Below are 9,440 nucleotides of genomic sequence, written 5' to 3'. Positions count from 1 at the left end.
CTGATCACCCCGATCGCGATGGAAGAGAAGCTCCGCTTCGCCATCCGCGAAGGCGGCCGCACCGTCGGCGCCGGCGTGGTCTCCAAGATCACGGAGTAGTCGGCCTCAAGCCGCGAGCCTCCGCGAGGCGAGCATAGGCCAACAAGACAGAGCGGCCCCCGGAGCGATCCGGGGGCCGTTTTCGTTTGGGTCGGATGGACAGGCCCTATCCCGACACGCCCGACGGCCGATATTTCGTGGTCCGCGGGCGGCTGTGGCGTGCGACCAATCCGGCTCTGCCGCCCGACCGGCGCGAGGCGCTCGTGAAAGATCTGATGGCGGCGCGCAGCGAGGTCGGTCGTGCGCGCCGGACCGGGGACCGGGCGGCTCTGGCCCGGGCCGGCGCCGCCGTCGATGCCGCCAAGGTCGCCCTCGGCGAGCGTGGCCCTGTCTGGTGGACCGACGGCTCGCCGGACCAGAACCGGCGCATGGCCAGAAACACACCCTATGCGGAGTGGTACGCCGGCCTTGGACTCGCCTCCTAGATAAACCGCACTTCCACGCCCGGCTTGACCGAGGCGGCGAGTTGTTCGGCGTCCCAGTTGGTCAGGCGGACGCAGCCGTGGGAGGCGGTCTTGGCGATCTTCGAAGGGTCCGGCGTGCCGTGGATGCCGTAGCTGTCGCGCGACAGGTCGATCCAGACCGAGCCCACCGGGTTGTTCGGCCCGGCGGGGATCACGAATTTGCGGTCGCCCGGACCATAGCTGAGCTTCGCCGGGTCGTAGGTGTAGTCGGGCTCCGGCGCGACGCCGAGGACGCGCAGGTTTCCGGACGGGGCCGGGCGTTCGGTCGAGCCGATGGTGGCGGGGTAGAAGGCCAGCAGGCGGCCCGAGGCGTCGAAGGCGCGGGCGGAACGCTCGGTCTTGTCCACGACGATGCGGGCGACTTCGCCCAGCGGCCGGTCGGCGATCGCGGGGACGACGAGGGTCTGGCCGGCGCGGCGGAAGTCGACGCCGGGGTTGAGGCCCTGCAGCAGGGCCTCGGTCACGTGGAATCGCTCGGCGAGCCGCTCGCGCGCGGAGCTGTAGTGGGTCCCGGCGGCGGCCTGGGCGGCGAGATCCTCGCCCGGCGGCGGGCTGAAGGGGCCGGCGAGGTCGGCCGCAGTCAGGGTGTAGATTGTCATCACCGGGCTCGCGTCGGTCGCGGCGAGGCGCTGCAGCAGGGCGGCGTCGGCGGAGTCGCCCTCTCCGAGGTTGTTAGCCTTGCGCCAGGCGGCGATGGCCTGACGGGTGTTCTCGCCGGCGAGGCCGTCGATCACGCCAGGCGAGAAGGGCGAGCGGTCGAGCAGGATCTGCAGCCGGACGAGGCCCGGATCGGGGGCGTAGGCGGGCGGCTGTGTTCCTGTCGCGTCGGACAAGGGGGCCGGGGGCGTGGCGGCGGCCTGCGGCACGCCGGCCTCGATCTGGGCTGCGGTCAGCAGGGGGCGCGGCGCGTTGGCGGCGGGGGCCTGCGGGCTTTCAGCGGGCTCGGGGGCTCCGCAGGCGGCGAGGGCGAGGACGGCGGCGGAGGAGGCGAGGAGGATCAGGCGAAAGGACATGGGATTCCGGTCGGTGGACGGTCCGGGATCAATCCCTCGCGCGGCCTGCCGTTCCCCTGATCCCCTTCACCTCCCCGCGGACGGGTTGGGCTCTCCGGTGGCGGGATCGACTGCGGTGTCCCCGGAATTGCTGCTGCCCTCCGAGCCGGGCGGCTCCTGCGCCGGGCGGGGCGGCTCGCCGTCGCGGGGCGGGCGGCGTTCCTCCTCGTATTCGTTCTGGCGGCCGGGCTGGCGGTCGGTGTCGAGATCCGGCGACGGGTCCTGGGGCATGTCCAACTCCTCTACGGCAGAGCCAACGCCCCCACGTCGGGCAGGTTTCGTTCACCATGCCGGCTTACCCCGCTGAAAGAGGCGGCCGGTTAAGCATGAGGCGAACAGCGCGCCGACCGGGCGCGCGCGCAGGGACGCCGCATGACCGGATTGAAGGTCGACATCGTCGGAGTGGACGCCCTTGGCGAGGCCGAATGGGCCGAGTGGCGGGCCATGCTGGCGGCCGACCCGGCGCTGGACAGCCCCTATTTCCGGCCGGAATTCACCCAGGTGGCGGCGCGGATCAGCCCGGACGCGGCCGTGGCGGTCTTCTCGCACGGCGGGCGGACCGTGGGCTTCTTCCCCCACCAGAAGCGCGGCGGCGCCATGCAGCCGCTGGCGGCGCCGATGAACGACTATCATGGCGTTATCGCCCGGCCCGGCGAGGCGCCGTCTCTGGAGGAGGTCGCCCGTACGCTGGGCGCCACCCGGCTGAACGTCACCGCCTGGGTCGGGGCGACCGGGGCGGACGGACGCGATCTGGGCGAGCCCCGGCGCACGGTGCAGGTCCAGCTGGGTCCCGACGGCTATGACGGCTGGTATTCGGAGCGCCGCTCCAGCCAAGGCAAATTCTTCAAGGACAAGGAGCGCGCCCGGCGCAGCATGGAGTCCGAACTGGGCACGCTGCGCGTCGAGCGGGGCCTGCGCGATCCGGCGCTGCTGGACTGGCTGATCGGGCTGAAGCGCGACCAGTACAAACGGACGGGACGGCACGACATCTTCGCCTGCGGCTGGACCGCGGACCTGCTGCACGCCCTGCTGAAGGAGGACCGCGACGGCTTCGGGGCCTCGATGGCGGGGCTGTGGGCCGGCGACCGGCTGACGGCGCTGGAATATTCGCTGCACGCCGGCGATCAGTACCATTTCTGGTTCCCGGGCTATGAGCCGTCGCTGGCGCGGTGTTCGCCCGGCATCCTGCTGAGCATGGACACGATGCGGCTGGCGGCGGAGCTGGGCTACCGCACCTTCGACTTCGGGTTCGAGGGCGAGCACTACAAGAAATATTTCTGCAACGGCTCCCGCACGGTGCGCGAGGCGCTGGTGCTGCGGCCCGGACTGGGCGCGGCGGTCAGCCAGGCGGCGGTCGGGGCCCTGAACCTCGCCGGCGGCGGGCGCGGCGAGCGGCTGAGGGCCAGCGTGCGGCGGCGCTGGGCGGCCATCGAGGCCTGCGAGACCACGCCGGGCAACCGCCTGCGCGGCGCGGCCCAGGCGGCGGGCGCGGCGCTTGCAAAGGCCCGCAGACCTTCGACCCGAACCGTTCCGGCCTGAGACACAGCATGACCGCAGCCCGCACCCGCTACGCCGGACCGATCACCGAGGCCCGCATCCATCCGCATGGTCTGGTCGACCAGGGCTTCGCCACGGACGAGGCGCTGGCTGACATCCTCGACCGCTATCCGGCCGGGCTGTTCGACATCAACCTGTACGACTACGACGACGCCGGTCAGGTGTCGCTGCGCACCGGAGCGCGGGGGCGGCTGAACGGGGCGGAACTGCTGGCGGCGATTCAGCAGGGGCGGCTGTGGGTCAATCTGCGCGAGGTCGAGACCGGCTGGCCCGAACTGTGGGCCGCGGCCATGGCCGAGTTCGGCAAGGTGCAGGGCGCCTATGCCGGCATGCGGGCGGTGCGCAACGCGGGCCAGCTGATCCTGTCGTCGCCCAAGGCGCGGGTGCCCTATCATTTCGACGCGGCGGGCGTGGTGCTGTTCCACATGCGCGGCCGCAAGCGGATCTATGTCTATCCGGGCGACGAGGCCCATCTGGCCGAGATCGACATGGAGCAGGTGGTGGCGCGCCAGACCACGGAAGAGCTGCCCTATGACCTCGCCTTCGAGGCCGACGCCCAGGTGATGGACCTTGAGCCGGGGCAGGCCCTGACCTGGCCGCTGTATGCGCCGCACCGGGTGGAGAACCTGGACCGGTTCTGCGTCTCCCTGTCGATGGATTTCCAGACCTGGCCGTCGCGGTTCCGCAACGGGGCGCTGTTCACCAACGCCGTGCTGCGCCGGGCGGGGGCGAGGCCGCGCTTCACCGACGCGATGTCGACACCGGAGCTGGCGGCGCGCTGGGCCGCCTCGCTGGCGCTGAAGCGGGCGGGAGCGATGAAGAGCCGGATTGCCGGGTTCGAGCGCGATTTCGAGCCGGACGCCGCGGCCGCCGACGGCGCAAGGCCGCTTACCGCCTGACCGGTCAGGGACCGGTGTTCCTTACAACGAGGTCATGACCTCGATTTAAAGTGACTCGGCGGCGGGCCGGTCGCACCTTCTCCTCACATTCCGGAGAGGGAACACCGCCATGAAAGCCATTCTGCTGTCTGCCGCCGCCGCCGCGATCACCATCGCCGCCGCCGGCTCCGCCGTGGCCAAGGAGCCCGAGGTCGAGATCGAGCACGCCGTCGCCCGGGTCGTTGTCATCGTCGAGGACCGCGCCGACATCGGCGTCGAGATCCAGCAGGGCGCGTCGCGTCTGCCGGCCCTGCGGCTCGAACGCAGCGGACCCAATGTGCGCATCGACGGCGGCCTCGGCCGTCGCGTCGGCGGCGTCCGCATGGGCGACAACATCCGCGACTGCCGCTCCGGCCCGGACAACACCCGGCCGGGGCAGGGCGCTTCGGTCGAGGTGCGCGACATCGGCCGGGTCAATCTGGAGGACGCGCCACTGATCGTCATCCGCTCGCCGCGTAACGTGAACATCGACGCCGGCGGGGCCGTGTTCGGCTCCATTGGGCGGGGCGCGACCTCGGTGGAGCTGGGCAACGCCGGCTGCGGCGACTGGGCGGTCGCCAACACCGATGGCGCCGTCAGCGCCTCCCTCGCCGGATCGGGAGACATCATCGTCGGCACCTCGCGGTCGCTCGAGGCTGATGTCGCCGGAGCCGGCGACATCACGGCCGGGGCGACCGGTCGTCTCGAGGTCAGCATGGCCGGCTCCGGCGGCGCGACGATCGCCGAGGTCAACGGCGAAACGGATATCTCGATCGCCGGAGCGGGCGACGTGACCATTCGTCGGGGTCGCAGCCCGAATGTCGATATCTCTATCGCGGGCGCGGGCGACGTCGACTTCGGCGGAACCGCCGGGGATGTCAGCGTCTCCATCGCCGGCGCGGGCGATGTCCGCATCGCCGAAGCCACCGGGGCCGTCAGCCGCAGCGTCATGGGCGCGGGAGACATCCGCATCGGCCGCTGATCCCTGGCGCCGCTGCGAATGGAAGGCCCGGGTGCGTGGAACCGCCCGGGCCTTCTTCGCATCTGGGGGTCCGGCCAACGAAAAGCCCCGGCGGATCGCTCCGCCGGGGCTCTGTCGTTTCGGTCGGGGCCGTGGATCAGAGACCCGACAGCACTCCGGCCAGGCCGCCGACGGTGCGGGTCAGGTCCGCGCCGCTCTGCTCGCGGGCCTGGAGGCCGTCGGAGCCGAAGCTGAAGCGCAGACCGAAGGACACGCTGTCGATGTCCAGGTCGGCGTCGTCGACCGTGGTGTGATCATAGGCGGTGTACAGGCTCACCGGGGTGCCGGCGAACTGGTATTCCGCGCCTACGCCGCCCGAGTAGAACTCGGCGTTCGAGCCGGTGAACTCGATCTGGCCGCCGCCGAGGCCGGCGTTCAGGCGCAGGTTGGCCATGGGGTAGAAGGCCACGTCGGCCGTGGCCGAGATGGCGTCGGCGCTTTCCATGGTCGAGAAGGCCACGCCGCCCGTCAGGGTCACCGCGCCCATGTAGCTCTGAACTTCACCGCCGACGCTGGTCAGGGTTTCGCCGCCGGCGTCCGAGGCGGCCACGAAGCCGCCGGCGCGCAGGCCGCCGACCTTGCGGGTCAGGTGGACCTGGCCCGAGAGCGGACGGTCCTCGTCGAAGGCCCCGTCGGCCCAGGCGAGCGAGGCGCCCATGGTGACGGTCCAGTCGCCGAAGATCGGGCCCGCGACATTGCCGTCGATCAGGCCGCCGTCTTCTTCAGCGGTCAGGCCGCCGAAGTCGGCGTCGGTGTTGGTCCAGGCGAGGCCGATGGAGCCGGTCGGGGCGGTCTGGGCCAGGGCCGGGGCCGCGGCGAAGGCGGCGAGGGCGGCGGTGGCGAGGAAGAGAGACTTCATGGTCAGGTCCTTGGAAGGAGGATCAGGGGAATCGGAGGAAAAGCCCCGGCGGATGTCTCCGCCGGGGCTCTGTCGTCAGTCAGTCAGTCGGTTCGGTCGATCAGATCGAGCCGAGCAGGCCCAGCACGCCGTTGTTGGCGCCCAGGCCGGCGCCGGCGCGGTCACGCGCCTGCAGGCCGCCACCGAAGCTGTAGCGCAGGCCGATGGTCCACGAGTCGATGTCGATGTCCTCGAGGTCGGTGTGCGCGAAGCCGGCGGTCACCGAGAACGGCGAACGGGCGATTTCGTACTCGGCGCCGACGCCGTAGGTCAGGCCGTCAACGTCAGCGTCGTCGATGGTCAGGTACGACACGCCGGCGTTCAGGCGCAGGGCTTCCGTGACGTAGAAGGCGGCGTCGCCGCTCACTGTCCAGGCGTCCAGATCGACGTCGTCGGCGGTGGTGTAGGCCACGACACCCGTCAGGGTCGCCTTGGACAGGTACTTCTGCACTTCGAAGCCGCCGGTCAGGGCGGTTTCGTCGGCCACGTCGGCGGCGCCGACGAAGCCGCCGATGCGCAGGTCCGAACCGACCAGGGTGGTCAGGTGGGCGGTGCCGGCGATCATGGTGTCGTCAGCGTCTTCGTATTCGCTGGCGTCAGCCGCGAGGGTGACGGTCCAGTCGCCGAAGGCCGGCATGGCGACCACGCCGTCGACGGCCCAGCTGTCGGCGTCGCCGCCGATGCCGCCGAAGTCGACTTCGGTGTTGCCGTAGTTGATGCCGATCGAGCCGACGGGGCCTTCCTGGGCCAGGGCGGGAGCCGCGGCGAAGGCGGACAGGGCGGCGGTGACGAGGAGGAGAGACTTCATTTTTGTTTTCCTTGCTTGCCGCGACCGGATTCGCCGCGGCGGAAGCTCCGGCTATCAGGGCTCAGGCCAGCGTAGCCATTACAAACCCGTCACAAACCACTGGTGCGCGACCTTTGTGGCGTGGCGGCAACGCAATGTGGCTGGATGGTGACAAACCGGAGGGTGGATTGCGGCCCTTCCTCTCCGTCCGGTCATGAACTCGCCCGCTTCGCCGTCCGGCGCCGGCGCATGTGTTATGAGTGAGCGCGTCGGGCCCAGCGAGGCGCTTTCACCGCTTGACGGAAGCGGAATCGATCTGCATAAGCCCCCACTCTTGTTGGACCGGCTGTGCACCTCGCTTGAGTTTGTGGTGCAGACGCGGTTCGCAGGAACGACCTGAGACCCTGTTCTTTGCAGTGACCCAGGACTTCAACGGCCTTCGCGGGAGACTGCGTGGGCCGATCGTTTTTGCGGACGTGCGTACTCTGAAGGCTTCGCGCCTGAAGACTCCGGTCTTTGAAATGGTTCACAGGGACGCAGGTTCGCCTGCTTGGGAATAGCTACCGATATGGATCAAAGCATCCGCATCAGGCTCAAGGCCTTCGATCACCGCGTCCTCGACTTTTCGACGCGCGAGATCGTCAACACTGCCAAGCGCACGGGCGCGACCGTTCGTGGTCCGATCCCGCTGCCGACCCTGATCGAAAAGTTCACCGTGAACCGCTCGCCGCACGTCGACAAGAAGTCGCGCGAGCAGTTTGAAATCCGCACGCACAAGCGTGTCCTCGACATCGTCGACCCCACCCCGCAGACCGTGGACGCGCTCATGAAGCTCGACCTGTCCGCCGGCGTGGACGTCGAGATCAAGATTTAAAGAAGAAAGAGGCGGGATCCGATGCGCACGGGCGTGATCGCCAAGAAGCTGGGCATGACCCGCGTGTTCGCCGATGACGGCGCGCACGTTCCGGTCACTGTGCTTCAGCTCGACGGCTGCCAAGTCGTCGGCCAACGTACCCAGGAGCGTGACGGCTACGTCGCTCTCCAGCTGGGCGCTGGCACCAAGAAGGCCAAGAACACCAACAAGGCTCAACGCGAAGCTTTCGCGAAGCTGGAAGTGGAGCCGAAGGCCTATGTCACCGAGTTCCGCATCGATGCGGACGCCATGATGGACGTGGGCTCCGAGTTCTCGGCCGACCACTTCGTCGCCGGCCAGAAGGTCGACGTCCAGGCCGAGACCATCGGCAAGGGCTTCGCCGGCGCCATGAAGCGCTGGAACTTCGGCGGTCTGCGCGCCACGCACGGCGTCTCGGTCTCGCACCGTTCGCACGGCTCCACGGGTAACCGTCAGGACCCGGGCCGCACGTTCCCGGGCAAGAAGATGGCCGGCCACCTCGGCCAGGAAGTCGTCACCACCCAGAACCTGACCGTCTTCCGCGTCGACGCCGACCGCGGCCTGATCATGATCAAGGGCGCTGTCCCCGGTCACGAAGGCACGTGGGTCAAGATCCGCGACGCCGTGAAGAAGGCCCGTCCGGCTGATGCTCCCTTCCCGGGCGGCGTGAAGTCGTCGAAGACCGCCGCGTCGGCTGCTGAACCGGCGGAAACGCCGGCTGAGGAAGCCCCGGCCGTCGAGACCACCGAAGGCGGTGAAGCGTAATGAAACTCTCGGTCATCAAACTCGACGGCAAGGCCTCGGGCGACGTCGAACTGTCGGACGCCGTTTTCGGCATCACCGACATCCGCGGCGACATCCTGGCCCGCTACGTCAACTGGCAGCTGGCCAAGCGCCGCGCCGGCACCCACAAGGTCCAGACCCGGAACGAGAACTCTCGCACCGGCAAGAAGATGTACAAGCAGAAGGGAACCGGCGGCGCCCGTCACGGTTCGCGTCGCGCTCCGCAGTTCGTCGGTGGTTCGCGCGCCTTCGGCCCGATCGTCCGCGACCACGGTTTCTCGCTGCCGAAGAAGGTCCGCGCCCTGGCCCTGCGCCATGCGCTGTCCTCCAAGGTCGTCGCCGGTGATCTGGTCGTCGTCGACAGCATCTCGCTGAAGGACGCCAAGACCGCCGGTCTGCGCGAAACCCTTGGCAAGCTGGGCTGGACCCGCACGCTGATCATCGCCGGACCGGAAGTCGACACCAACTTCAGCCTGGCCGCCCGCAACATCCCGATGGTGAACGTCCTGCCGAACGCCGGCCTGAACGTTTACGACATCCTGCGCGCGGACAAGCTGGTGCTGACCAAGGCGGCCCTCGAGGCCATCGAAGCCACCTATGCCGACTACAAGCCCTCGCGTAGCGAAGTGGCCCGGTCGCAAGCCGTGAAGGGAGCCGCGTAATGGCCGGCGCTCAACCCACCGCCAAACACTACGACACCATCCTGGCTCCGGTGATCACCGAGAAGGCCACGATCCTGTCGGAGCAGAACAAGGTCGTCTTCCGCGTTTCGGGTACCTCGACCAAGGACGAGATCGCCGCTGCGGTCGAAAGCCTGTTCAAGGTCAACGTCCTGAAGGTCAACACCCTCGTCCAGAAGGGCAAGACCAAGCGTTTCCGCGGCATCATGGGCCGTCGGGTCGACATCAAAAAAGCGATCGTGACGCTGGCTGAAGGCCAGTCGATCGACGTCACCACGGGGCTCTGATCA

The 9,440-nt window shown here is 69.2% G+C and carries 13 protein-coding genes; 9 read left to right on the top strand and 4 right to left on the bottom strand.

Translation table 11 applies throughout. The features are described from left to right. Together GGQ87_RS15245 and GGQ87_RS15240 are read left to right on the top strand one after the other, a co-directional pair. On the top strand, positions 1 to 99 hold a 99-nt coding region (locus tag GGQ87_RS15245), incomplete at its 5' end, for an EF-Tu C-terminal domain-related protein (protein ID WP_168047512.1). A 95-nt stretch (positions 100 to 194) separates the two neighbouring features. Next, positions 195 to 524, top strand: a complete 330-nt coding sequence (locus tag GGQ87_RS15240) for a hypothetical protein (RefSeq protein ID WP_168049180.1) — start codon at positions 195 to 197, stop codon at positions 522 to 524. On the opposite strand, the gene GGQ87_RS15235 is transcribed toward GGQ87_RS15240, so the two are convergent. Together GGQ87_RS15235 and GGQ87_RS15230 are read right to left on the bottom strand one after the other, a co-directional pair. Continuing rightward, positions 521 to 1,576 (bottom strand): L,D-transpeptidase family protein, encoded by a 1,056-nt coding sequence (locus tag GGQ87_RS15235; RefSeq protein ID WP_168049178.1) that lies wholly within the window; start codon positions 1,574 to 1,576, stop codon positions 521 to 523. The two genes, GGQ87_RS15240 and GGQ87_RS15235, sit on opposite strands and share 4 nt — an antisense overlap. Before the next feature lie 66 nt (positions 1,577 to 1,642). Further along, positions 1,643 to 1,846, bottom strand: coding sequence for a hypothetical protein (locus GGQ87_RS15230; protein ID WP_168049176.1), 204 nt, complete (start codon positions 1,844 to 1,846; stop codon positions 1,643 to 1,645). A 141-nt stretch (positions 1,847 to 1,987) separates the two neighbouring features. On the opposite strand from GGQ87_RS15230, the gene GGQ87_RS15225 reads away from it, so the two are divergent. The 3 genes from GGQ87_RS15225 (at position 1,988) to GGQ87_RS15215 (ending at position 5,071) form a co-directional block, all read left to right on the top strand. Then, a complete protein-coding gene (locus GGQ87_RS15225) occupies positions 1,988 to 3,154 on the top strand; it encodes a GNAT family N-acetyltransferase (protein WP_168049174.1) in 1,167 nt (388 codons plus the stop codon). 8 nt (positions 3,155 to 3,162) lie between these two features. Further along, positions 3,163 to 4,071, top strand: a complete 909-nt coding sequence (locus GGQ87_RS15220; protein ID WP_168049172.1) for a cupin-like domain-containing protein — start codon at positions 3,163 to 3,165, stop codon at positions 4,069 to 4,071. Between the two features lie 109 nt (positions 4,072 to 4,180). Continuing rightward, the gene (locus tag GGQ87_RS15215) at positions 4,181 to 5,071 is read left to right on the top strand and encodes a GIN domain-containing protein (protein ID WP_168049170.1); all 891 of its coding nucleotides are present in this window, start codon (positions 4,181 to 4,183) and stop codon (positions 5,069 to 5,071) included. A 136-nt stretch (positions 5,072 to 5,207) separates the two neighbouring features. Here GGQ87_RS15215 and GGQ87_RS15210 read toward each other — a convergent pair whose 3' ends face one another. Further along, positions 5,208 to 5,969: a hypothetical protein gene (locus tag GGQ87_RS15210; RefSeq protein WP_168049168.1), complete on the bottom strand. Its 762-nt coding sequence runs from the start codon at positions 5,967 to 5,969 to the stop codon at positions 5,208 to 5,210. Between the two features lie 100 nt (positions 5,970 to 6,069). Continuing rightward, entirely contained in the window at positions 6,070 to 6,816 is a 747-nt protein-coding gene (locus GGQ87_RS15205; protein WP_168049166.1) for a porin, read from the bottom strand. 547 nt (positions 6,817 to 7,363) lie between these two features. Here GGQ87_RS15205 and rpsJ point away from each other — a divergent pair. From rpsJ to GGQ87_RS15185, 4 genes are read left to right on the top strand one after another with little or no spacing between them, the layout of a single operon-like run. Then, positions 7,364 to 7,669 carry a 30S ribosomal protein S10 gene (gene rpsJ / locus GGQ87_RS15200; RefSeq protein WP_003164367.1) on the top strand — a complete coding sequence of 102 codons (306 nt, stop codon included), beginning with the start codon at positions 7,364 to 7,366 and terminating at the stop codon, positions 7,667 to 7,669. A 21-nt stretch (positions 7,670 to 7,690) separates the two neighbouring features. Beyond that, complete coding sequence (gene rplC, locus GGQ87_RS15195) at positions 7,691 to 8,452, top strand: 50S ribosomal protein L3 (RefSeq protein WP_168049164.1); 762 nt, start codon at positions 7,691 to 7,693, stop codon at positions 8,450 to 8,452. Further along, positions 8,452 to 9,132 (top strand): 50S ribosomal protein L4, encoded by a 681-nt coding sequence (gene rplD, locus GGQ87_RS15190; RefSeq protein WP_168049162.1) that lies wholly within the window; start codon positions 8,452 to 8,454, stop codon positions 9,130 to 9,132. The genes rplC and rplD overlap by 1 nt, the downstream gene beginning before the upstream one ends. Continuing rightward, positions 9,132 to 9,437 carry a 50S ribosomal protein L23 gene (locus GGQ87_RS15185; RefSeq protein ID WP_168049160.1) on the top strand — a complete coding sequence of 102 codons (306 nt, stop codon included), beginning with the start codon at positions 9,132 to 9,134 and terminating at the stop codon, positions 9,435 to 9,437. The genes rplD and GGQ87_RS15185 overlap by 1 nt, the downstream gene beginning before the upstream one ends. Positions 9,438 to 9,440 lie beyond the last annotated feature (3 nt).

This window comes from Brevundimonas alba (genome assembly GCF_011927945.1).
Taxonomy (GTDB): Bacteria; Pseudomonadota; Alphaproteobacteria; order Caulobacterales; family Caulobacteraceae; genus Brevundimonas; species Brevundimonas alba.
Note: the sequence above shows the minus strand (reverse complement) of the source record. Positions and strands in the feature narration are given on the sequence as shown.

Excerpts from the sequence above, each read along its gene's own strand:
- GGQ87_RS15240 (WP_168049180.1), top strand. The coding sequence starts at position 195 with ATGGACAGGCCCTATCCCGACACGCCCGACGGCCGATATTTCGTGGTC.
- GGQ87_RS15235 (WP_168049178.1), bottom strand. The coding sequence starts at position 1,576 with ATGTCCTTTCGCCTGATCCTCCTCGCCTCCTCCGCCGCCGTCCTCGCC.
- GGQ87_RS15230 (WP_168049176.1), bottom strand. The coding sequence starts at position 1,846 with ATGCCCCAGGACCCGTCGCCGGATCTCGACACCGACCGCCAGCCCGGC.
- GGQ87_RS15225 (WP_168049174.1), top strand. The coding sequence starts at position 1,988 with ATGACCGGATTGAAGGTCGACATCGTCGGAGTGGACGCCCTTGGCGAG.
- GGQ87_RS15220 (WP_168049172.1), top strand. The coding sequence starts at position 3,163 with ATGACCGCAGCCCGCACCCGCTACGCCGGACCGATCACCGAGGCCCGC.
- GGQ87_RS15215 (WP_168049170.1), top strand. The coding sequence starts at position 4,181 with ATGAAAGCCATTCTGCTGTCTGCCGCCGCCGCCGCGATCACCATCGCC.
- GGQ87_RS15210 (WP_168049168.1), bottom strand. The coding sequence starts at position 5,969 with ATGAAGTCTCTCTTCCTCGCCACCGCCGCCCTCGCCGCCTTCGCCGCG.
- GGQ87_RS15205 (WP_168049166.1), bottom strand. The coding sequence starts at position 6,816 with ATGAAGTCTCTCCTCCTCGTCACCGCCGCCCTGTCCGCCTTCGCCGCG.
- rpsJ (WP_003164367.1), top strand. The coding sequence starts at position 7,364 with ATGGATCAAAGCATCCGCATCAGGCTCAAGGCCTTCGATCACCGCGTC.
- rplC (WP_168049164.1), top strand. The coding sequence starts at position 7,691 with ATGCGCACGGGCGTGATCGCCAAGAAGCTGGGCATGACCCGCGTGTTC.
- rplD (WP_168049162.1), top strand. The coding sequence starts at position 8,452 with ATGAAACTCTCGGTCATCAAACTCGACGGCAAGGCCTCGGGCGACGTC.
- GGQ87_RS15185 (WP_168049160.1), top strand. The coding sequence starts at position 9,132 with ATGGCCGGCGCTCAACCCACCGCCAAACACTACGACACCATCCTGGCT.